The 21,614-nt window shown below is 70.8% G+C and carries 21 protein-coding genes; 9 read left to right on the top strand and 12 right to left on the bottom strand.

What is annotated here, in order from left to right; genetic code table 11:
* Nucleotides 1-21 precede the first annotated feature (21 nt).
* The 3 genes from D3869_RS28205 to glf all read right to left on the bottom strand — a co-directional run bounded on the left by D3869_RS28205 (nucleotide 22) and on the right by glf (nucleotide 5,384).
* Nucleotides 22-1,788, bottom strand: coding sequence for an ABC transporter ATP-binding protein (locus D3869_RS28205; protein WP_137142994.1), 1,767 nt, complete (start codon nucleotides 1,786-1,788; stop codon nucleotides 22-24).
* Nucleotides 1,785-2,933 (bottom strand): beta-glucosidase, encoded by a 1,149-nt coding sequence (locus tag D3869_RS28200; protein ID WP_137142993.1) that lies wholly within the window; start codon nucleotides 2,931-2,933, stop codon nucleotides 1,785-1,787. The genes D3869_RS28205 and D3869_RS28200 overlap by 4 nt, the downstream gene beginning before the upstream one ends.
* A 147-nt stretch (nucleotides 2,934-3,080) precedes the next feature.
* Nucleotides 3,081-5,384 carry a UDP-galactopyranose mutase gene (glf, locus tag D3869_RS28195; RefSeq protein ID WP_137142992.1) on the bottom strand — a complete coding sequence of 768 codons (2,304 nt, stop codon included), beginning with the start codon at nucleotides 5,382-5,384 and terminating at the stop codon, nucleotides 3,081-3,083.
* A 618-nt stretch (nucleotides 5,385-6,002) separates the two neighbouring features.
* On the opposite strand from glf, the gene D3869_RS28185 reads away from it, so the two are divergent.
* Entirely contained in the window at nucleotides 6,003-6,353 is a 351-nt protein-coding gene (locus D3869_RS28185) for a ribbon-helix-helix domain-containing protein (RefSeq protein WP_349017911.1), read from the top strand.
* An 83-nt stretch (nucleotides 6,354-6,436) separates the two neighbouring features.
* Here D3869_RS28185 and D3869_RS28180 read toward each other — a convergent pair whose 3' ends face one another.
* From D3869_RS28180 to D3869_RS28170, 3 genes are read right to left on the bottom strand one after another with little or no spacing between them, the layout of a single operon-like run.
* Nucleotides 6,437-8,008 carry a GMC family oxidoreductase gene (locus D3869_RS28180; RefSeq protein ID WP_137142989.1) on the bottom strand — a complete coding sequence of 524 codons (1,572 nt, stop codon included), beginning with the start codon at nucleotides 8,006-8,008 and terminating at the stop codon, nucleotides 6,437-6,439.
* A gap of 28 nt (nucleotides 8,009-8,036) precedes the next feature.
* The gene (locus D3869_RS28175) at nucleotides 8,037-8,603 is read right to left on the bottom strand and encodes a Twin-arginine translocation pathway signal (RefSeq protein WP_349017910.1); all 567 of its coding nucleotides are present in this window, start codon (nucleotides 8,601-8,603) and stop codon (nucleotides 8,037-8,039) included.
* A gap of 56 nt (nucleotides 8,604-8,659) precedes the next feature.
* Nucleotides 8,660-9,055, bottom strand: coding sequence for a VOC family protein (locus D3869_RS28170; protein ID WP_137142988.1), 396 nt, complete (start codon nucleotides 9,053-9,055; stop codon nucleotides 8,660-8,662).
* Between the two features lie 191 nt (nucleotides 9,056-9,246).
* Here D3869_RS28170 and D3869_RS28165 point away from each other — a divergent pair, with 191 nt between their 5' ends.
* Together D3869_RS28165 and D3869_RS28160 are read left to right on the top strand one after the other, a co-directional pair.
* Nucleotides 9,247-9,642: a hypothetical protein gene (locus tag D3869_RS28165; RefSeq protein ID WP_137142987.1), complete on the top strand. Its 396-nt coding sequence runs from the start codon at nucleotides 9,247-9,249 to the stop codon at nucleotides 9,640-9,642.
* A 102-nt stretch (nucleotides 9,643-9,744) separates the two neighbouring features.
* On the top strand, nucleotides 9,745-10,656 hold the full coding sequence (locus D3869_RS28160; protein ID WP_137142986.1) for an MBL fold metallo-hydrolase: 912 nt from the start codon (nucleotides 9,745-9,747) through the stop codon (nucleotides 10,654-10,656).
* Between the two features lie 13 nt (nucleotides 10,657-10,669).
* Here D3869_RS28160 and D3869_RS28155 read toward each other — a convergent pair whose 3' ends face one another.
* Entirely contained in the window at nucleotides 10,670-10,882 is a 213-nt protein-coding gene (locus tag D3869_RS28155; RefSeq protein WP_137142985.1) for a DUF1127 domain-containing protein, read from the bottom strand.
* A gap of 105 nt (nucleotides 10,883-10,987) precedes the next feature.
* On the opposite strand from D3869_RS28155, the gene gcvA reads away from it, so the two are divergent.
* Both gcvA and D3869_RS28145 read left to right on the top strand, forming a co-directional pair.
* Nucleotides 10,988-11,920, top strand: coding sequence for a transcriptional regulator GcvA (gene gcvA, locus D3869_RS28150; RefSeq protein ID WP_247896026.1), 933 nt, complete (start codon nucleotides 10,988-10,990; stop codon nucleotides 11,918-11,920).
* 29 nt (nucleotides 11,921-11,949) lie between these two features.
* The gene (locus D3869_RS28145; protein WP_137142984.1) at nucleotides 11,950-12,492 is read left to right on the top strand and encodes an ankyrin repeat domain-containing protein; all 543 of its coding nucleotides are present in this window, start codon (nucleotides 11,950-11,952) and stop codon (nucleotides 12,490-12,492) included.
* Nucleotides 12,493-12,506: 14 nt separating this feature from the next.
* Here the strand turns inward: D3869_RS28145 and D3869_RS28140 are convergent, their stop codons facing one another.
* From D3869_RS28140 to D3869_RS28130, 3 genes are read right to left on the bottom strand one after another with little or no spacing between them, the layout of a single operon-like run.
* Entirely contained in the window at nucleotides 12,507-12,974 is a 468-nt protein-coding gene (locus tag D3869_RS28140; RefSeq protein ID WP_137142983.1) for a periplasmic heavy metal sensor, read from the bottom strand.
* Nucleotides 12,971-13,399: a hypothetical protein gene (locus D3869_RS28135; RefSeq protein ID WP_137142982.1), complete on the bottom strand. Its 429-nt coding sequence runs from the start codon at nucleotides 13,397-13,399 to the stop codon at nucleotides 12,971-12,973. The genes D3869_RS28140 and D3869_RS28135 overlap by 4 nt, the downstream gene beginning before the upstream one ends.
* Nucleotides 13,396-13,968: an RNA polymerase sigma factor gene (locus D3869_RS28130; protein WP_137142981.1), complete on the bottom strand. Its 573-nt coding sequence runs from the start codon at nucleotides 13,966-13,968 to the stop codon at nucleotides 13,396-13,398. The genes D3869_RS28135 and D3869_RS28130 overlap by 4 nt, the downstream gene beginning before the upstream one ends.
* A gap of 234 nt (nucleotides 13,969-14,202) precedes the next feature.
* Between D3869_RS28130 and D3869_RS28125 the strand changes: the two genes are divergently transcribed.
* From D3869_RS28125 to D3869_RS28115, 4 genes are all read left to right on the top strand, one after another.
* On the top strand, nucleotides 14,203-16,842 hold the full coding sequence (locus tag D3869_RS28125) for a tetratricopeptide repeat protein (protein ID WP_137142980.1): 2,640 nt from the start codon (nucleotides 14,203-14,205) through the stop codon (nucleotides 16,840-16,842).
* Nucleotides 16,839-17,969, top strand: coding sequence for a glycosyltransferase family 9 protein (locus D3869_RS28120; protein ID WP_137142979.1), 1,131 nt, complete (start codon nucleotides 16,839-16,841; stop codon nucleotides 17,967-17,969). The genes D3869_RS28125 and D3869_RS28120 overlap by 4 nt, the downstream gene beginning before the upstream one ends.
* 207 nt (nucleotides 17,970-18,176) lie before the next feature.
* Entirely contained in the window at nucleotides 18,177-18,302 is a 126-nt protein-coding gene (locus tag D3869_RS34560; protein WP_281390100.1) for a hypothetical protein, read from the top strand.
* 138 nt (nucleotides 18,303-18,440) lie between these two features.
* The gene (locus D3869_RS28115) at nucleotides 18,441-19,142 is read left to right on the top strand and encodes an SDR family oxidoreductase (protein WP_035682752.1); all 702 of its coding nucleotides are present in this window, start codon (nucleotides 18,441-18,443) and stop codon (nucleotides 19,140-19,142) included.
* A gap of 82 nt (nucleotides 19,143-19,224) precedes the next feature.
* On the opposite strand, the gene dctP is transcribed toward D3869_RS28115, so the two are convergent.
* Nucleotides 19,225-20,256 carry a TRAP transporter substrate-binding protein DctP gene (gene dctP / locus D3869_RS28110; RefSeq protein WP_137142978.1) on the bottom strand — a complete coding sequence of 344 codons (1,032 nt, stop codon included), beginning with the start codon at nucleotides 20,254-20,256 and terminating at the stop codon, nucleotides 19,225-19,227.
* Nucleotides 20,257-20,386: 130 nt separating this feature from the next.
* Nucleotides 20,387-21,589 carry an MFS transporter gene (locus D3869_RS28105; protein WP_137142977.1) on the bottom strand — a complete coding sequence of 401 codons (1,203 nt, stop codon included), beginning with the start codon at nucleotides 21,587-21,589 and terminating at the stop codon, nucleotides 20,387-20,389.
* Nucleotides 21,590-21,614: the final 25 nt, after the last annotated feature.

Raw genomic sequence — 21,614 nt, 5'->3', positions numbered from 1 at the left:
AGGCCGCCGGACGCGCGCGGACTACTCCGCCGCGAAACCCTGCGCCTGGAGTTGCCAGAGAGAGTTGAACAGGCCGCCGCGCCGCCGCAACTCCGTCGGATGGCCGTCCTCGGCGATTCGGCCGTCCACCAGGACCAGCACGCGGTCGAAGGCCGACACGGTGGACAGGCGGTGGGCCACCGCGACGACCGTCCGGCCCTGGGCCAGATCGGCCAGCGCCGCCTGGATCTCCTGCTCCGACTGGGTGTCGAGGGCGGAGGTCGCCTCGTCGAGGATCAGGATCGGCGCGTTCTTCAGGAAGGCGCGGGCGATGCCCAGCCGCTGCCGCTGCCCGCCCGACAGCCGCACGCCGCGTTCGCCGACCAGCGTGCCGTAGCCCTCCGGCAGCTGCCGGATGAAGCCGTCGCAGAAGGCGTGGCGGGCGGCCTCGAACACCTCCTCGTCGCTGGCGTCGGGGCGGCCGTAGCGGATGTTCTCCAGGATCGGGCGGTGGAACAGCGCGATGTCCTGGGGCACCACGGCGATCTTGGCCCGCAGGTCGTCCTGGGCGAGTGCGGTCAGCGGCTGGCCGTCGATGAGGATGTCGCCGCGCTGCACGTCGTCCAGCCGCTGGATCAGGCTGATGATGGTGGACTTGCCGGCCCCCGACGGCCCGACCAGCCCGACCTTCTGCCCGGCCGGGATGGTCAGGTTGAAGTCCTCCAGCACCTTGCGCCCTTCGGGATAGCGGTAGGAGACCCGCTCGAAGGCGATGGCGCCGCCACCGGGCTTGGCGGGTTCGGCCGGCACCGGGTCGAGCACGTCGTGCGGGCGGGCGATCACCCGCAGGCTCTCGTCGATGGCGCTCACCTGCTGGGTGGCGGTGACCAGCGCGAAGGCGAGGTCGCGGGAGCCGTGCAGGATGCGGAAGGTGAGCGCGCTGACGATCACCACGTCGCCGGTGGTGATCGTGCCGTCCCGCCACAGCAGCAGCGCCCACAGCAGCATCGACCCGGCCATCACCCACAGGCAAATGTCATGGACGACGCGGGTGTTCTCCAGATGCATCCAGCTTCGGCGGTGCGCCCCGGCCTCCACCGTGAAGGCCTGCCGCAGGCGCTCGCGTTCGCGCCCGCGGGCGGAGAAGGCCTTCACCGTCCAGACGTTCGACACCACGTCGACCAGCTCGCCGTTGGTGCGGGCGGACTGCTCGGCGAAGGCGTGGTGCACCGTCCGCCCGCGCAGCCCCAGCCCGACGATGGCGACGGCGACCACCACGGCGAACATCACCAGCGCCGCCGCCATGCCCCAATGGATGGTCAGCAGCACCAGCACCGCCCCCAGAAAGTCGGTGACCGGCGGGACGATGCTCCAGGTCAGGGTGCGGAAGATGGTGGTGGCGGCGTTCTCGGTGGCGGCGATGCGGTTGCCCAGCGAGCCGGCCAGATGCTCCGAGAAGTAGCGCATCGAGTGGCCGGTCAGGTGGCGGAACAGGTCCAGCCGCATGTCCACGCCGGTCGCCAGCACCGTCCGGCAGCCGAGCCAGCCGCCCAGCCGCCACAGAACGTTCTCCGCCGCGATGAAGCCGAGGAACAGGCCGAGCGGAGTCCAGACGTCCGCCGCCGCCCGGTCGGGGGAGGCCATGGCGTCGATCAGCAGCTTCATCCCGTACTGCACGGCGACGGCGCAGCCCGCCGCCGCCACGATCACCGAGAACAGCCCGCCGAAGGACCAGGGCCGCCGCCGGATGTAGCGCAGCAGGAAGCGGCCGGGACGGTCCGGGATGGTGTCCGTGTTGAAACCGCTCATTGAGCCGCCTGATACTGCGGCTGGCCGAGCAGCGCACCGATGCGGGCCTGAGCGCGCTCCAGGGCGGCGGCCAGCGGCTGATGCAGGCAGCGCCCGCCATCCTCGTCGCACAGGCCGTAGAGGCCGGTCTCGCAGTGGCGGTCGTTGGCCCAGCCGGGATAGTCGAGGATCGGATAGAGGCAGACGCCCTCCACCGGCACGTCGGCGCGCAGGGCGGCGGCCACCTGCTCCGCCACATAGTCGAGCCAGGGCACGCGGGCGTCGCCCTCGGCGCCGGTCTCGGCCACCAGGACCGGGCGGCCGTAGCGCTGGTGGACCTCCGCCAGGATGTCGGCGAAGGGGCGGTAGCGCGGGTCGTCGCGCCCGATGGTGCCGCCCCTCAGGAACCACTGGTTGTCGGAGTAGTAGTTGACCCCGATCACGTCCAGATACTCCGGCTTGCCGCCCAGCCCCGGCCAGGCGTAGCCGCCGATCATGTCCCACGCCTCGTACTGGGCCAGCCGGGCCTCCTCCGCCGCCCCGGCGTCGCCCTTGCGGTCGGGGCGGGGCAGCACGTTGATGACCGGATCGACCTGGACGATGCGGGCGCGCGGGTCGGCGGCGCGGATCGCGTCGATGGCCGCGATGCTGGCGCGGACGAGTTGGTGCTTGAGTTCGGCCCCGCGGCGCTCGCCCATCGGGTTGAAGCGCTTCATGTCGCCGCCGGCCCAGGCCCAGTAGGAGATCTCGTTGACCGGGCAGTAGGCGGGCGCTTCCACGCCTTCGTCGCGGAGCAGGGCGGCGGCGGCCCCGGCGAAGCGGGCGAAGCGCTCCACGAAGGCGGGCCGCCAGATGTCGATGTCGTCCGGCCAGCCGTAATGGCAGAGGTCCCAGATCACCTGGACCCCGGACTCCCGCGCCGCGCGGACCATGGGCAGCAGGCTGGACCAGTCGTAGTGGCCCGGCGTGGTCTCGATCAGGTGCCAGCGCACGCCATCGCGCACGCTGCGCAGGCCGTGGGCGGCCATGCGCCGGTAGTCCTCGGCGGCCAGCCGGTCGTGGCCGGTCGCCGCGATCAGGTCCAACCGGCGCCCGTCATGCCGCCGGTGCGTCGAGCATTCGAAGCCGCCGAGGAAGACGCTGTCGAACAAGGTGGGGGTGTGCATGGGGGTGCTCTGTGATTTTGGGGCGTTCGGGGTGTGCGGAGTCTTGCCCCCTCCCTAACCCTCCCCCGCTTCGCAGGGGAGGGGATAAGAAAGCGCCCTCCCCCGCTCAGCGGGGGAAAAAGGGGGGCAAGGGTGCGCGCGCTCCGCCTAATCCCCCATCCCCGCGACCCGCACGTCCCGCTCCGCGCCCAGCGAGCCGAAGGCCCGCGCGGCGGCGGCAAGGCCGCGGCTCTGCTGCTCCTCCTTCTCCAGGCGGGCGTAGACCGCCAGCGCCTGCGCCACCACCTGGTCCATGTTGTAGTAGCGGTAGGTGCCGAGCCGGCCCAGGAAGATCACGTCCGGGGTGTCGTCGGCCAGCGCCTGGTACTTGCGGAACAGCTCCTGGTTCTCCGGGCGGGGGATCGGGTAGTAGGGATCGCCCTGGGCGGAGGGATACTCGTAGGTGATGCTGGTCTTCGGGTGGCTTTGCCCGGTCAGGTGCTTGTACTCGGTGACGCGGGTGTAGGGCACGCCCTCCGACGGCTCGTTCACCACGGCGACGGGCTGGAACCACTCCCGGTCGACCGTCTCGTGCCGGAAGGTCAGGGAACGGTAGGGCAGCTTGCCGAAGCGGTGGCCGAAATACTCGTCGATCGGGCCGGTGAAGACGATGCGGTCATAGGCGATCTCGTCGCGCACGTCGTCGAAATCGGTGTTCAGCATCACCTTGATGTTCGGGTGGTCGAGCATGCTCTCGAACATCCGCGTGTAGCCGTTCAGCGGCATCGCCTGGAAGCTGTCGCCGAAATAGCGGTCGTCGTCGTTGGTCCGCGTCGGCACGCGGGCGGTGACCGCCTTGTCGAGCTGCGACGGGTCGAGGCCCCATTGCTTGCGGGTGTAGCCGCGGAAGAACTTCTCGTAGAGCTCCCGCCCGACCGCGCCAACCACCACGTCCTCCGAGGTGCGGACGTCGGCAACCGGCTCCGCCCGGCTCTTGAGGAACTCCGCCACGCCGGCCTCGTCGAGGTCCAGCCCGTACAGCTGGTTGACCGTCGTCCGGTTGATCGGGATCGGGACGAGCCGCTCGTCCACCCGCGCCAGCACCCGGTGCTCGTAGGGACGCCACTTGGTGAAGCGCGACAGATAATCGGCGACCGGCTTGGCGTTGGTGTGGAAGATGTGCGGGCCGTAACGATGGATCAGCACGCCCGCGTCGTCGTAGTGGTCGTAGGCGTTGCCGCCGATGTGCGGACGCCGGTCGATCAGCAGCACGCGCTTGTTCAACCCTGCCGCCAGACGTTCCGCCAGCACGCTGCCGGCGAAACCCGCCCCAACGATCAGGTAATCGAAGCCGGAACGGCGACCGGCGGCGCGCCCGTTGACGTGCTTGGCCGGATGAATGGCGGGAGCCGGGCGATGGGCCGGCGGCGCGGCGCGTCCGCGCTGGCGGGCCTGCTCCATCAGCGCCTTCATGTGGCCCTGGGTCTTGTCCCAGGACATGTCGCGCAGGATGTGGTCGGCGGTGGCGCGCAGACGCTCCGGGTCGGCGGCGTCGGCCAGGGCGGCCGCGATGGCGGCAACGAAATCCTCCGGCGCGTCGGCGATGCGCACGACGCCGCTGTCGCCGTAGCCGCGCACCACGTCGGTGATCGAGGTGGAGACGACCGGGCGCCCGGCGGCGAGATATTCCGGCGTCTTGGTCGGGCTGATGAAGCGGGTTGATTCGTTGCGCGCGAAGGGCATCAGGGCGACGTCCCAGCCCGCCAGATAGTGCGGCAGGTCGTCGTAGCTCTTAGGGCCCAGATAGTGGATGTTCGGACGGCGGGGCAGGTCGGCCGGGTCGATCTTCACCACCGGGCCGACCAGGACGAACTGCCAGTCGGGCCGCGCCGCGGCGGCGGCGTCGAGCAGGGCGATGTCCAGCCGCTCGTCGATGACGCCGTAGAAGCCCAGCCGCGGGTGCGGGATGGCCGCCTGATCGGCGGGGTCCTCGTCGATGCCGCGGGCGGCGGCGAAATGGGCGACGTCGACGCTGCTGGGGAAGGCGTGGGCGTTGGGGTGCAGGGTGCGCTTGGCCTCGTAGAGGCTGACGCCGCCGGTGAACACCACGTCGGCCCGCGCCATCAGCTGGCGCTCGCGCTCGACCAGTTCCGGCGGGGCGCCGTGGAAGGCCGACAGCTCGTCCATGCAGTCGTAGACCACCAGCGCCCCGCGCAGGTGGCCGGACAGGCCGAGGCTCATCGGCGTGTAGTACCAGAGGATCGGATCGGTCACCCCCTCCTCGGCCAGATAGCGGTCGAGAAGCTGGCGCTGGGCGGTGACGGCCGCCTCGCCGTCCAGGCCGGCGGGCAGGCGGGGCACCAGGACATGGACACCCTCATCCTCGCGCACGTCCAGCCAGGGCTCGGGGGTGTCGTTGTGGATCGGCTCCTCGACGAACAGCACGCGGTTGTCACGCGCGAATCGCGACATAAGATGTTGTGGGCGCTGATAAACGAAGCTCCAGCGCAAGTGCGAGAAGCAGATCAGGGTTTGCGAGGGTGGGACGGTGATCTCGGAGTGTGACGAGTCGGCGGTCGGACGTGTTCTTTTTCGGTTTCTGCCGATTGGGAACTGGTGTTGGCCGGCCCAACTCATGTTTCCATCCTCTCTACAATGACGTGTCGTCGGGTTGCCGCCGGGGAATTCGCCACGAATACAAGGGAATTTTGCGGCGCAGCGGAGTGGCGTCGAAAACCGGAAACCAACAACGTGGTCGGCAGGGGTGGGTTCCGTGACAGAAATGCGCTGCGGAAACGGTTCCCCGATTTTTCAACGCTCGTTCTTTTGCGTGGGGTTGGCTGAGGTAAGCGCATATTTCAGCGGGCGGGGGTGGTATCCGGGGAAGACCGCGCGTCTCCGGTGCCTGTCGATGCGCGCGGATATGGTGATGTTTCCCTCTCTTCACTCGACCTCAGCGGGTTCCGTCTTTCGGAAATTAATGCGCTTTACTGATTTTCCGGTCATAGTGCATTCAAGGAGTCGGGGAAGTTTGGAGGGAGACGAGGGATGTGCCGAATTTTTGCCGGTCAGGACCCGGAGCGCTTCCGCATGGTAACCCGGCGGGTCCGTCTCAGCGGTCATTCGACGAGCGTCTGTCTGGAAGCGGCCTTCTGGGACGCGTTGGAGGAAATCGCGGCGATGCAGGGCGTCTCGCTGGGCCGCTTCTTGTCAAAGTTGCACGACGAAGTCTTGGCCCGCGGGGTGGAGCGGCGCAATTTCGCCGGCCTGCTGCGCTGCGCCTGCCTGACCTACGCCCAGGAAGTGAAGGGTCACCGCCCCTGCGTGGAAGAGCTGGAGCGGGAGGCGCGCACCGATTTTGCCGCGGTGGCCGCCGCCGTCCTTCCGGCGGGCATTCCAGCCTCCTTCACCGCCCCGGAAAAAGAACGCGAGACGGCCTGAGCGCAAAAGAGAGCCCCCCTCCTCCGTCCGGAAGAGAGGGGCTGTAATCCGCGCAACGTCCCGAATAATGGGACAGCAGAGGGTCAGATCGCGTTCTTGGCCATTTGGCCGGCGATGTAGTCGGCTTGGCGCAGCGCCAGCGCGACGATGGTCAGGGTGGGATTTTCGGCCCCGCCGGTGGTGAACTGCGAGCCGTCGGAGACGAACAGGTTCGCCACGTCGTGGGTCTGGCCCCACTTGTTCACCACGCCGTCGCGCGCCTTCTCGCTCATCCGGTTGGTGCCCAGATTGTGGGTGGACGGGTAGGGCGGCGTCGGGAAGCTGCGGGTCGCCCCCACCGATTCATACAGCGCCATGCCCTGCCGGTAGGCGTGCTGACGCATGGCGACGTCGTTGGGGTGGTCGTCGAAATGGACGTTGGGGACGGGCATCCCGTACTTGTCCTTTTTGTCGGCGTGCAGGGTGATGCGGTTGCTTTCCTGCGGCATGTCCTCGCCGACCAGCCACATGCCGGCCATATGGTCGTAGCCGTCGAGCGCCGAGGTGAATTCCCGCCCCCAGGCGCCGGGGTCGAGGAAGGCGGCCATGAAGGGCAGGCCGAGCGACAGGGTCTCGATCTCGTAGCCGCCGACGAAGCCGCGGTCGGGCTTGTTCTTCGCCTCGTCGCGGATGATGCCGGCCATCGTGGTGCCGCGGTACATGCGCACCGGCTTCTCGAACACGCCGTAGACCGAGCCGGTCATGTGCCGCATGTAGTTCCGCCCCACCTGGCCGGAGGAGTTGGCGAGCCCGTCCGGGAACATGGAGGAGGCGGAGTTCAGCAGCAGCCGGGGGCTTTCGATGGAGTTGCCGGCCACCGCGACGATGCGCGCCTTCTGGCGCTGGATCGCCCCGTCCTTGTCGGCGTAGACGACGCCGGTCACCTTGCCCTTGGCGTCATGCTCGATCTTCAGCACCTGGGCGTTGGCGCGTACCTCCAGCTTGCCGGTCTCCTCGCCCTTGGGGATCTCGGCGATCAGGGTGGACCATTTCGCCCCGGACTTGCAGCCCTGGAAGCAGAAGCCGATCTGCTGGCAGCCGCCGCGCCCGTCGCGGGGCTCCGAGTTGATGGCCATGTTGCCGGTGTGGCACTCCTTGTAGCCCATCTTGTCGGCGCCGGCCTTCAGGACCTTGAAGTTGTTGTTGCCGGGCAGGCCGGGGATGCCGTTGGTGCGGGTGACGCCCATGCGGTCCTCCGCCTTGGCGTACCAGGGCTCCAGCTCCTCCAGCGTGATCGGCCAGTCCAGCAGGTTGGCGCCGGCGACCTCGCCGTAGGTCGTGCGCGTCTTGAACTCGTGCGGCTGGAAGCGCAGCGCGGCCCCCGCCCAGTGCACGGTGGAGCCACCGACCGCCTTGACGATCCAGGCCGGCAGGCCGGGGAAGTCGCGCGACACCCGCCAGCTTCCCGAGGTGGTGCGCGGGTCGAGCCAGGAGATCTGGGCAAAGCTGGCCCATTCGTCGTTCTGGAAATCCTCCATGTTGTGGCGTCCGCCGGCTTCCAGGATCACCGTCTTGATGCCCTTCAGCGCCAGTTGGGTGCCCAGCGTGCCGCCGCCGGCCCCGGACCCCACGATCACCACGACGCTGTCGTCGTTCAGGTCGAATTTCGCTGCCATGGCTGAAACATCCTTCCTGAGACGGTGGTCAGAGCCACTCGATGTCGTTGAACCCGCGGTCGATGTAGCCGCCCTTGGCCGCGCTCTCGCCCTCGTAGCCGAAGAGCGGCCAGACCTCCTGGTTGTTGTAGATCCCGGTGACCAGCCCGCCGCGCACCGTCTGGAAGAAGGGATCGGCCTCGATCTCGTGCAGCAGCCGGACGCGGTCGGCCTCCCAGCCGACCTCCACGTAGGGCGCGTCGTGCTTGGCCTTGGCCAGCCGGTCGAGCTTCGCCATGCCGGACTCGTACAGCTCCTTGAGCGCGGCGTCGGCGGCCGCCTTCTCGTCCTGGGTCTTCATGGCGACGGCGTAGAAGCGGTCGGCCAGCCGGTCGTGCGGGTAGATGTCCCGCGACACCCGGATCAGCGAGCGCATGGTGTCGGGCGCCAGAGCCTTGGTTTCATACCCCCAGGCCTCGCGCGGGCAGAGGATTGCCCCGCCCGACACCAGGATGGCCGTCGCCGCGGCGGCGGTGGCCGAGGCCGCCAGGAAGGCGCGCCGGTGCATGGTGTGATTGGGGGCGGGTTTTGCTGTTGTGCTCGTCGGAGAACGCATCGCTTCCTCCCAAGACCATTTGTGATTTTTGCTTTGAGTGCCGCACGCGCCTAGTGTCAGCGGTAGCGGCCGTGGCGCTGGAGGACCTCGATCTTGTAGCCGTCGGGGTCCTGGACGAAAAAGAAGCGGGCCATCAGCGCGCCGTCCCGCGAGAACTCCTTGATCGGGTTGGGGCCGTAGCCGAGCGCCCTGAAGCGCCGGTGCTCCCCGTCCAGGTCGTCGACGCAGACGGCCAGATGGCCGTAGCCGTCGCCGTGGGCGTAGGGTTCGGTGCGGCCGTGGTTGATGGTCAGTTCGATCTCGAAGTCGTTTTCGGCGTTGCGCAGATAGACCAGGGTGAAGCCGTCGAAGGCGTAGCGGTCGGCGCATTCCAGGCCGAACGCGCGGGCGTAGAAGTCCCGCGCCCGCTCCTCGTCGAGGACCCGGATCATCATGTGGATGGCCTTGGCCATGGGGCTGGCTCCGTTCCGGTTGGTGGCTCCAGCGTGAGTGTTAGCGACACTGATTGTTGGCTTGGCAGTAAGTATCTACTACAGGCCCAACGCGAAGGGGGTAGCCCGGTCGGTGGCCGCTCGTCCCTCCTTTCGGGACGGCGTTCCGGCCGCGATGGCGTATCCTCACGGCCTGGAAAAAGGAGCTTCCCATGCGACACAGGATGGGCCGAACCCTCGCCGCGGCGGGTCTCGCCACGCTGGTGTTTGTAACCGCCCCGGCTGCCGACGCCGCATCGCCGACATCGGAGGGGCGGGCGGAGTGGCGCGGCTGGCTGTCCGACCGGACGGACGGGCTGCGCGACGGGGCGGAGCGGGCGATCATCCTGGGCGGCGCCCTGCTGTACCAGAACCGGCACATGGTGGCGGGGCTGACGCTCGGCTGTCTGGCCGGCGGTGCGATGGGGGCGACGGGCGCCGTCGCGGCGGGGGCGGCGACCGGCGGGGCCGCTCTGCCGGCGACCGGTCCGGCGGCGGCGCTGGGCTGCGCCCTGGGCGCTGCGGCGGGTGGGGCGCTGGGCCGCCCGCTCGACCAGCCGATGGAGTAGCCGCCGCCACCCTGCGTTGGGGAACCATCGCCGGCACCTTCAGTTTGCCTACGAATGGTGAGCGGAACCGACCCTCACCCATCGCAGCACGGAGGACGGCGCATGGCGCGGCAGATCCCTCTCGATTCCGCGGGGCGGGCCGACGATCCGGAGCGGGACCGGGCGCGCGACGACGGCACGCGGGAGATCGCTCCCGACCTGGCCTACCGGCGGCTCGCCATCGTCAACGTCGTCTTCGTCGGCGCGCCGGGGGCCGGCGACCGGCCCAGTGACAGGCAGTGGGTGCTGATCGACGCCGGCGTCATGGGTACGGCGGCCCTCATCGCCAGGGCGGCGGAGGAGCGGTTCGGGCCGGACTCGCGACCCGCGGGCATCGTGATGACCCACGGGCATTTCGACCATGTCGGCGCCCTTGAGGAGCTGGCCGAGCGCTGGGACGCGCCGGTCTACGCGCACGCCTTGGAGCATCCCTATCTCGATGGCAGCGCATCCTACCCTGCGCCCGATCCGTCGGTCGGCGGCGGCCTGATGTCGCTGATGGCGCCGCTCTATCCCCGCGGGCCGGTGAATGTGGGCGGCCGGCTGCGCCGCCTGCCGGAGGACGGCAGCGTTCCGGGCATGCCGGGCTGGCGCTGGCTGGCGACGCCGGGGCACAGCCCGGGGCATGTTTCCTTCTGGCGCGCGGCGGACCGCAGTCTCATCGCGGGCGACGCCTTCATCACGACGCGCCAGGAATCCGCCTACGCCGTGGCCGTCCAGGACCCGGAGATGCACGGTCCGCCCATGTATTACACGACGGACTGGGCGAAAGCGCGGGACTCGGTGGCGCTGCTGGCAGGGCTGGAGCCCGAACTGGTGGTCACCGGCCACGGTCCCGCCATGCGGGGAGACGGCATGCGGACCGCGCTCCATGAGCTTGCCCGCGATTTCGACCGGATCGCCGTGCCGGACCACGGGACCTACGTCGAGGCGCCCGCCCGCGCCGAGGACGGCAGCGCCTACCGACCGCCTTGAGCCGCCGGTCCGCTCACCCTTTCCAGAACGGTTTGTCCATCTCCTCCCGCGCCGCCGCCTCGTCGAAGCCGAGGTCGGCCCAGAGATGCGCGTCCATGCGGGCCAGGGCGCGGCGCAGCGCCCGCCGCTCCCGCCAACCGTTCAGGCGGGCGAGCCAGGAGAGGACGGTGGGACCGGCGGTCGCTCCGCCGCGCCGCTTGTCGTGCGTTCCGCTCATGCTTGTCATGCGGCCCTCCCGCCGGTCGGTCATTCCTTGAAGCCGGAAAATCGCGCGTCGGTGCGTGGACGACAAACCATGCTTTCTCATAAGATGGATGAGCGAGACTCATCCATGGAGCATCCGATGCGGCGTGCCCTGCCGCCCCTTCACGCCCTGCGCGCCTTTGAGGCGGCGGCCCGCCACGAGAGCTTCTCCAAGGCGGCGGACGAGCTGTGCGTGACGCAGGGGGCGGTCAGCCGGCAGATCATGGGGCTGGAGGAGTGGCTTGGCGTGCCGCTGTTCCGGCGGCTGACCCGGCGGGTCGAGCTGACCGACGACGGACGCGCCCTGCTGCCCGTGCTGTCGGAGTCCTTCGACCGCATCGCCGGGACGGCGGCGCGGCTGGCGGCGCGGGGGCGCGACCTGCGGATCCGGGTGGCCTTCTCCTTCGGCATCCGCTGGCTGATGCCGCGGCTGGTCCGCTTCCAGGCGCGCCACCCCGACGTGCAGGTGCGGGTGACCGTCGCCTGGACCAGCGGGCTTGAGTTCGACCCGCAGGAGTTCGACGCCGCCATCCCCTATTGCCGGGAGGTGCCGCCCGGCGTCTCCGCCGTGGAGGTGCTGCCGGAGCGCCTGACCGTCGTCTGCCCGCCGGCCCTGGCGGAGCGGTTGCGGGAACCGATGGACCTCGGCGCCATCCCCCTGCTGCACGGCTGTTCGGAGGGGCAGGACTGGCGGACCTGGCTGGCCGCGGCGGGGCTGCCCTTCTTCGAGGCGCTGCGCCAGGGCGCGGTGTTCGACGCCATGGACCCGGCGATGCAGGCCGCCGCCGCCGGGATGGGCGCCACCGTCGCCGACCGCATGCTGTGTGCCGAGGACATGGCGGCGGGGCGCCTCGTCCTGCCCTTTCCGGAGATCGAGGCGTCGTCCGGCAGCTACTGGTTCGTCTGCCCGGAGGGCATGCAGGAGCGCCCCGCCGTCGCTGCCTTCCGCGGCTGGCTGCTGGAGGAGGCGCGCGACGAGATGGTGCAACAAAGTGCTGCGTCGGCTGTTTCCCCGGTTTGAGCCGAAACCTTGACCGGGGGACCGCCGCCATGGGAGCGCAGGGGGAGCCGCAACGGGAGCCGCGCGGGGAACTCGACGAGGACACCATCGCCTTCGCCGGCAAGCTGTTCCACTGGGCGCGGTCCGGCGGCACCGCCGAACTGACGGAGCTGCTGGAGATGGGCCTGCCGGCCAATCTGCGCAACGACAAGGGCGACAGCCTGCTGATGCTGGCGAGCTACCACGGCCACGCCGAGCTGGCCCGCAACCTGATGCGCCACGGCGCCGATCCGGAGCTGGCGAACGACCGCGGGCAGACTCCGCTGGCCGCCGCCGCCTTCAAGGGGGATGAGGCGGTGCTGCGCGTCCTGCTGGAGGAGGGGGCCGCCGTGGACGGCTGCGGGCCGGACGGGCGGACGGCGCTGATGACCGCCGCCATGTTCGACCGCGTCGCCATGGTGGACCTCCTGCTGGCCCGCGGCGCCGATCCCGACGCGCGGGATGCCCGCGGCCTGACCGCCCGCGAGGCGGCGCTCGCCATGGGCGCCGCCAACGCCGCCGCCCGGCTGTCGCCCGGCGGACAGACCGTTTAACGGGGCCAGACCGTTTAACGGGGCGGCCCCATCTCCACCAGCTTGCGGCGCCCCTCGGGCGACAGTTGGCTGAGCACCTCGATCACGCGGCTGTCCAGCCGGCCGCGCAGATCGGCCTCGGTCGCGTGGGCCTGATCGAGGGCGCGCCGCAGTCCGTCCGGATCAAAGGTTGGAGCGTTCATGCTGTCGCGAAGCTGGCGGCGCATCGCCTCCATGTTCTGATGCATGCGCTCGACCGCCATGCGCTCCGCCTCGTAGCCGCGCCGCAGGACCGCCGCGTCGGCGGGGGACAGCTCCCGCTCGGCCCGCTCGACGAAGCGTTCGAGCCCTTGGCCGGGATCGGGAGGCGGCGGTGGGGGCATGAGGTGCAGCGCCTGCGCGGCCAGGATGCCGCCCAGCAGCATGTTCATGCCGAGCGAGCCGATCAGCAGATACCAGGGCCAACGGCGCGGGGCGGTGGGGCGGCCGATGGGACGGCTCATCGGATCGTCCCCAGATAGCTGCTGTTCACCACGACCTCCGCGTAGCCGTTCGCCAGGGCGTTCTGCGCCGGCAGGACGCCCTGGACGGTGGCCAGGAAGCCCGCCATCCCCATGACCGCCAGGAATCCGGCGGTCGGCCAGAAGCGCATGGGCGCCGCCGCCAGGGTCCAGGGGGCAGGGGCCGTTTCCACCGGCGCGTCCAGCCTTGCCGCGATGCCGTTCAGCACCCGCTGCACGCTGTCCTCGGTCACGGCCGGGGCGGCGTGATCGAGCAGGGCGTCCAACGCGGCGGCGTCGGCCAGGATGGCGCGCGCCTCGGCGGACTCTTCAAGAAGGATCAGGGCATCGACGCCGTCCGTCGCGGGCCAGCGGTCGATGTCGCCGCCGTAGAGGTCGGCGAAGCGCTTGAACTCTTTGAGTGTCATTTCTCGTCGCCGTCCTTCTGACGGATCAGGGAGTTGAGACGGGTGCGGACCATCCGCCGCGCCCGGACCAGCAGGCTTTCCATGGCCGAGACCGAGACGTTCAGAACCTCCGACGCTTCCGTGCAGCTCATCTCCTGGTAGTAGCACAGGCTGAGCGCCGCCCGCTGCCGTTCCGGCAAGGCGGCGATCGCCGCGTCCACCGCCGCGCCGAGCTGGCGTTCCGCCAGCAGCCCATCGGCGCCGATGGCCGGGTCGACGATTTCCACGGCGTCGTCCAGCGGCTGGAAGCTTCTGCGGCGGCGGTAGTCGATCGAGCGGTTGACGACGATGCGGTAGAGCCATGTGGAAAAGCGGGTCCCATCGCCGCGCCAGCGGTCGGCGTGGGTCCAGATCTGCAGGAAGGCATCCTGCACGACCTCCTCCGCGTCGCTCGCGTTGCCGACCACCCGGTGGGCGAGCGCGAGGCTCCGGCGCAGGTGACGGCGGGTCAACCGGTCGAAGGCCGCCCGGCTTCCCGCGGCCGTTTCGGCCATCAGCGTTTCGTCGTCGTCCTCGTCGATCACCGCCACGCGGCCATCCTCTGCTCCTTCCTAGGTTTTGGCCTGCGTCCGGGGCCGTCCGACCGGCTCCGGGGAGCCTGCTGGTGGTGATACGCGGGCTGCCGGGATCTCCTGCGCGGTCCGGACCGAAAATTTACGGTCGGCTGATCCCGGCGGCATCAAGGCATTCGTACCCGCCGTCCCGCGGTCGCGCTACACTGCGCGCCCCGACGCCCTGTCCATGGGCCAGCCGAACGGACCGTCATGAGCGCCAGCCGCGACCCTTCCACTGCCACGCTCCAGGAAACGCTGGCGCAGGCCGTCGTCCATCACCAGAACGGACGGCTGGCGGAGGCGCGGCCCCTCTACGAGCGGGTGCTGCGCCACGTCCCGGACCAGAGCGACGCGCTGCATCTGCTGGGCCTGCTGACGGCGCAGGCCGGCGATCCGGAATCCGCGATCGCGCTGATCCGCAAGGCCGTGGCGAAGGACGGCGGCCAGCCGGTCTTCCGCCTCAACCTCGGCCGCGTGCTGGAGGCGGCGGGGCGCTGGGCGGAGGCCGCGGACGCCTACGGCCACGCCGCCCGCCTCGCCCCGCTGGTCCCCGACCATCACCGGCGGGAGGCGGCGGCCCACACGAAGCTCGGGCGGGCGGAGGTCGCGGCGCGGGCCTTCCGCCGCCTGCTGGCGTTGGCGCCGCAGGATGGCGAAGCCGCGAACGCGCTGGCCGACGCGCTGTACGATCTGGGGCGGCCCGGCCCGGCGGCGGACTGGTACGGGCGGGCGTCGGCGCTCGCTCCCGGAGACGTGCTGGCGGTCTACAACCAGGGGGCCGCGCTGCGCGACGCCGGGCGTCCGCAAGACGCCCTCGCCGCCTTCCGCCGCGCCGCCGCCCTGGCGCCGCTGCTGGTCCAGGCGCAGGAGCAGGTGACGGGCCTGTGTCACGCGCTGGGCGATAGGGCCGGCACCGTGGCGGCGGGGCGGCGGCTGATGGCGCTGGAGCCGGGCCACGGCGAAGGCGCGAAGGTCCTGGGCGCGGCGCTGGCCGCGGCGGGACCCTGGCGCGAGGGGGCGGCGTGGCTGGAGCGGGCGGCGGTGCTGGCCCCGGCGCCCGACTCCCTGCTCGTGCTCGGCAATCTGTGGCAGGAGCGCGGCCATCCCGCGGAGGCGCCGCGCTGCTACCGGCGCGCCCTGGCGCTGGAGCCGGAGTCCGCCCCGGCGCTGACCGGGCTGGGCATGGCGCTGTCCGCCCTGGGTGCGATGGAGGCGGCCGGGACCGCCGCCCGCCGCGCCGTCCGCGCCGACCCGGAGGAGGCGGGCCACGCCCTCAACGCCGGGGCCGTCCAGCACCGGGCCAAGCGCCCCGGGGAGGCGCGGGCGTGGTTCCGGCGCGCGCTGGCCCTGCAGCCCGACGGTGCCGCCGGCTGGACCAACCTCGGCACCCACGCCATCGACGCGGGCGCCTTCGACGACGCGCTGGTCCTGCTGGGGCGGGCGCTGGCCTTGCGCACGGCGGAGCGGGAGGCGCTGGCCAGTTCCAACCTGGGCGTCGCGCTGATGGCGCTCGGCCGCCATGGCGAGGCGGTTGCCGCCCTGCGCGCCGCGCTGGAGCGCGCGCCGCAGGACGCGGAGGTGCGCTCCAACCTGCTGTTCTGCCTGTGCTTCGCGGAAGAGGCCGACCTCGGCGCGGTGTTCGAGGAGCATAAGGGGTTCGAGCGTGCGGTGATGCCGGTGCCGCCCGCCGCCCCGCGCTTCGCCGCGGTGGACCGCGATCCGGAGCGCCGCTTGCGCGTCGGCTACCTGTCGCCGGATTTCCAGCGCTACCCGGGGCCGGGCTACCATTTCCTGCTGCCGCTGATCGAGGGCCACGACCGGTCGGCGGTGGAGGTGACCTGCTATTACGCCGACCTGCCGAAGGACGCGGCGACGGACCGCTTCGCCGCGCTGGCCGACCGCTGGCGCGCCGTCGCGGCCCTGCCGGACGGCGAGCTTGAGCGCCTGATCCGGGCGGACGGCATCGACGTGCTGGTGGATTGCGGCGGGCATATGTCGCGCAACCGTATGCCGCTGTTCATCCGCCGCCCGGCGCCGGTCCAGGTCAGCCTGCCGCTCTACCCGAACACGACGGGGCTGACGGCGATGGACTACCAGTTTTCCGATCACCGCTTCGCCGCGGCGGGCGCGGACGCCCTGCACACGGAAAAGCTGATCCGCCTGCCGGGCAGCGTGCTGTGCTACCGCCCGGCTGAGTCCGCCGCGCCGCCGCCGGCCCGCCCGCCGGTGGAGACGGCGGGGGTGTTCACCTTCGGCTCCTTCAACAACCTGACGAAGCTGAACGCCTCGACGCTGGCGCTGTGGGGGCGGGTGCTGACGGCGGTGCCGGAGGCGCGGCTGATGCTGAAGTGGCGGGGGCTGTCCGGCGGCGGTGTGGCGCGGCGGGTGCTGGACGCCTTCGCCGCCCATGGGGTTGAGGAATCGCGGCTGCTGCTGCGCGGCACCGCCCCGGACCCCTATGAGGATTATCGGCTGCTCGATTGCGCGCTCGACCCCGTCTTCGCCAACGGCGGGACGACGACCTGCGACGCGCTGTGGATGGGGGTACCCGTGCTGTCCATCGCGGGGGAGGCGATGATCTCGCGCTGGGGCGCCACGATGCTCGGCAGCGTCGGGCTGGGCGGGCTGGTGGTGGAGCGCGAGGACGATTACGTGGCGCTCGCCGTCCGGCTGGCCACGGACCGCGCCTTCCTGGAGGCGCAACGCGCGGGCCTGCGCGAGCGGATGGCGCGCTCCCCGCTGATGGACGAGGCGGGGTATGTCCGGGCGGTCGAGGCCGGTTACCGCATGGCGTGGCGGCGCTGGTGCGCCGGTCTGCCGCCTGCCCGCATCGACATGAGCGCGGCATGACGGACGCCGTCTTCGACCTTTCGTCCGCCCGGCGCATCCTGGTGGTGAAGCTGGACGAGGTGGGTGACTTCGTGCTCGCCACGCCCTTCCTGCGCGGGCTGCGGGCCTCGGCGGCGCGGGCGCGCATCGTGCTGGCGGTGCGCCCCGCCGTGGCCGACCTCGCCGAGACCTGCCCGCATGTCGACGCGGTGGTGGCGCCCCATCCGAAGCCGGGCGGGGGGATCGACCTGCGCGGCGTCACGCCGGGTGGTGCGGCGGCCTTCGCGGAGGCCTTCCGCGCCGGCTTCGACCTGACGCTGGTGCCCCGCTACGATTTCGACCGGCATGGCGCCACGGCGCTCGCCGCGAACAGCCGCGCCCGCGCCGTTGTCAGTTTCTCCGAGGCGGTCACGCCCTGGAAGGCGTCGGGCAACGCCGGTTTCGACCGCGCCTACACCCACCGGCTGACGCCGCCGCCCGGCCGCCACGAGGTGGAGCAGAACCTCGCCCTGCTGCGCTTCGCCGGCGGTGTGCCGGACGGCGACGGGGTCGAACTGCACCTGACCGCGGAGGACCGGGCGGAGGCCGCCCGCTTGCTGACCGATGCGTCGGGGGAACGGCTCATCGCCGTGGCGCCGGGGGCCGCCGCCTCGCGCCGCGAATACCCCCCGGACCGGCTGGCGGCGGTGGTTGCCGTGGTGGCGATCGCGCTCGGCGCGCGGGTGGTGGTTCTCGGCACGGAGCTGGAGTGGGCGGCGGCGGAGCGGATCGCCGCGGCTCTGCCGGGGCGGGTGGCCGACCTGACCGGGCGGACCGGCCTGCGGCTGGCGGCGGCGGTGATCGAGCGGACGGCGGGGCTGATCGCCATGGATTCCGCCCCGGCCCATCTCGGGGCCGCCGTTGGCGTGCCGGTCGCCGTCTTCTCCTGCCATCCGGAGGGCGGGGACCCCAACCACTTCCACGCGCCGGAGCGCTTCCGTCCCTGGTGCGCGCGGGCGCAGGTGCTGCGGCCCGCGGCGGCGCTCGCGCCCTGTCCGCCGGAAAGCTGCACGGCGGCCGAGGCGCATTGCATCGCGTCGATTCCGCCAGAGTTGGCGGCGGCGCGCATCCTCGCCCTGTTCGGCGGGAACGGCGGCGCGCCGTCCTGATCCTCCCGTCCATCGAACCCTGTGGCCGATGGGCAACCCTGAGCAGCACCGGTTTGACGAAACCCTTTCGGAGTGCCGCTTTCCGGCCTGTGGCGGCGCTGCATCACCCCCTGATATTTCGCGATACGGAAGCCACGCCTCTGGCACGAACGCCCCTGGAAACCGTATCTTATATGCATTGCAACATCAGCCGGTCCGTGAGGGATCATGAAGTCGTTCTTGTCCTCGCTTCAGCGGGATTGGGCGTCCTGGAGCCCGGTCGAGCGCTTTGTCGCCGTCGGCTTCGTCACCGTGGCTCCGGTCGCGTCGCTGGCCTTCCTTTTCGTCCGCTGACCGACCCTGAATCCGGCGCCGTCCTTTTGGCGCCCGAAGGCGCGCGCACGCTTCCCTTGGCCCCGTCCTGCATCCGGTGCGATACAGGAGGGGAGAAGGAACGGACGAACCGTTCCGGCAGGAGAGGGATGACGAATCATGGGCGATAAGGTTGCCATCATCACCGCGGGCGGCAGCGGCATGGGGGCCGCGGCGGCGCGGCGCCTCGCGGCGGACGGGTTCAAGGTCGCGGTGCTGTCCTCCTCCGGCAAGGGCGAGGCTCTGGCGGAGGAACTGGGCGGCATCGGCGTGACCGGCTCGAACCAGTCCGCCGAGGATCTGGAGCGTCTGGTGAGCCGGACGATGGAGCGCTGGGGCCGCATCGACGCGCTGGTGAACAGCGCCGGCCACGGCCCGCGAAAAGGCCTGCTGGAGCTGACCGACGAGGACTGGCACAAGGGGATCGAGGTCTATTTCCTGAACGTCGTCCGGGCGGTCCGGCTGGTGACCCCGGTCATGGTCGGGCAGAAGGGCGGGACGATCATCAACATCTCGACCGCCTGGGCCTTCGAACCGAGCCCGATGTTCCCGACCTCCGCCGTCGCGCGGGCCGGGCTGGCCTCCTTCACCAAGCTGTTCGCCGACCAGTACGCCGCCGACAATGTGCGCATGAACAACGTGCTGCCCGGCTGGATCGACAGCCTGCCGGCGACGGAGGAGCGGCGCCAGGGCGTGCCGATGGCCCGCTACGGCAAGAGCGAGGAGATCGCGGCGACCGTCGCCTTCCTCGCTTCCGACGGGGCCGGCTACATCACCGGGCAGAACATCCGGGTGGACGGCGGCCTCATGCGGTCGGTCTGAGGGTCCTTATAAAAAAATCGGTGCGGGTGGCGCCCCTTCCGGAACGCCGCCCGCACCGCGAGGTGAAGCGAGGGGGATCGCCTCAGCTCTTGTCGCCGACGATGGCCTGATACTGCTTCCAGACCTCAGGGTAGCGCCGGACGTAGTCCTGGTTGACCTTGTTGGCGATCTCGCGGAACTTCGCCTGCTCCGCCTCGGGAGCCACGGCCAGCCGCCCGCCCTGGGCGATCATCTGATCCATGGTCTTCTTGTCGGCGTCGATGGCGCGCTGCCACTGCTTGGCGATGATCTCGTTGGTGGTCGTCTCCACCACCTGGCGCAGATCGTCGGGCAGGCCCTTCATCCACTTGTCGTCGACCAGGACGGAGTAGGTGAGCAGGCTCATGCCCGGTATCAGCGAGGCGACCTTGGCGGCGTTGGTGCCGACCATCTCCCAGCCGCCGGCGGAGGTGTAGATGCCGTCGATGGCGCCCTGCATCAGCGCCGCCGCCATTTCGGAGGCGGGCATCGACACCGGGCTGGCCCCGAAGTCGCGCATCAGAAGCTGCAGGACGCGGCCGCCGGTCAGGCGGATCTTGCTGCCCTTCAGGTCGCCGACGGAGTCGACCTCCTTGTCCTTGAACAGGAAGATCAGGTCGGCGGTGCGCATCAGCCCCATGACGCGGATACCCTTGTCGGCCACCAGCCCGGACAGCAGCTTGGACACTTCCTGCGCGGTTTCCGGCTTGGACATCGCGGCATCGGTGACGGCGAAGGGCAGGTTCACCACGCCGTACTGCGGGGCGATGCTCTCAAGCTGCACGCTGACCGGCCAGACCATGTGCACGGCGCCCGACCCGAGGGCGGCGACGGCGTCCTTGTCCTTGTAGAGCGTGCCGGAGTGGAAGACCTTCGGCTTGATGCGGCCCTTCGAACGTTCTTCGATGAGGGCCGCATACTCGTCCATCATCTTGGCGGTCCAGTGGGACGTCGCGATCTCGTCCGTCATCACCATCTCGACCGGCGCCGCCTGCGCGCGGGCCTGGCCCGACGTCCCGGCGGCCAGCCCGGCCACGGTCATGCCGACCAGCAGCGTCTTCGCCCAGAATGGCCTGAAGAGTGACGGATTGAACATTGGCTTCCCTCCCATTGCTGCGTTCGGACGCTTCTGGCCCGCTTGTCCGAACGATCATAGGGGAAAACAGTGGGCAGTGCCAACATTATTGTACGGACAACTCTACGCGATGGGCCTATGACCCTCGCCATCAAGTTTTGCGGCGCGACCAGAACAGGACGGCCGCCGCCCCGGCCAGCGGGAAAGCCATCATCAGGGCGAAGGTCTCGCCGTAGCTGCCGACCGCGTTGAACAGGGTGGCGAACAGCGCCGGCCCGACGACCACGCCGGAGAAGGTGAACATCAGCGCGCCGCCGGTCGCCGTGCTGGCCGTGCCCTTCGGGGCGACCCGCGCCACCTCCGCCAGGAACACGCCGTTCCAGCCGATGGCGGCGACGCCGAACACCGTCAGCACGCCGATCACCGCGGGCACCGGCCAGCTCGGCCCCAGCCCGGCGGTGGCCAGGGCGGAGGCGGCGGACAGCCCGCCGATGCCGCCCAGCACCGCCACGCCGGAGCGCAGCCGGTCGGCCAGAAGCCCCCAGCCGATGCGCGCCGCCGCCCCCGCCGCCTGCATGACCGACACGGCCAGCCCGGCCGACACGATGGACCAGTGCAGGTCGTGCACCAGCATGTTCACCGTGAAGGCCATCAGCGACAGCTGGATCGCCGAGAAGAAGAAGCCCATCAGGGCGAAGCCGCGCAGCGCCGGCACCCGCCAGACCAGCCGCGGCCCCTCCATCAGGTTGCCGCGGATCGGTAGGCCGGGGCTGCGGTCGTCGTCCCACACCCGGCGGCCCGGCGCGAAGAGGACCAGCAGCAGCGCGAACATGGCGGCCACCGCCAGCGCCGCCCCGCGCCAGCCGGCGATCTCGCCGATTCCCGGCAGGGTCAGCCCGGCCAGCACGCCGGCCAGCGGCACACCGGTCTGCTTCAGCGAGAAGACCAGATTGCGCCGCGCCGGCGGGGTGAAGCGGTTCAGCAGGTGGGAGGAGGAGGGGTTCACCAGCCCGTAGCCGATGCCGAGCAGCACCGACGCCAGCGCCGCCACCCACAGGGAGCCGGTGGCGAGGCCCAGGCAGCCCACCAGCCCCAGCCCCAGCGCCAGGACACCCACCGTGCCGGCGCCCCAGCGGCGGACCACCAGACCGGCGAAGGCGGACACCAGCGCGGCGGCGCTGTAGATGACGCTGATCTGGTAGCCGACCGCCTCCGACCCGACCCCCAGCGAGGCGGCGGCCAGCGGGGCGACCGTCGCCAGCGTCAGGACCGACAGGGTGGCGACGGTCTGAACGCTGGTCACCTCCGCCAGCAGCAGGGGAAAGGGGGCGGGCGGGGTTTCTTGCGTGGTCATGGGCCTTGCGTCTTGTAGGGTCCGG

The organism is Azospirillum brasilense, assembly GCF_005222205.1.
In the GTDB taxonomy this organism is placed as follows: domain Bacteria; phylum Pseudomonadota; class Alphaproteobacteria; order Azospirillales; family Azospirillaceae; genus Azospirillum; species Azospirillum brasilense_G.
This window is presented reverse-complemented; position numbering and strand designations above follow the sequence as displayed.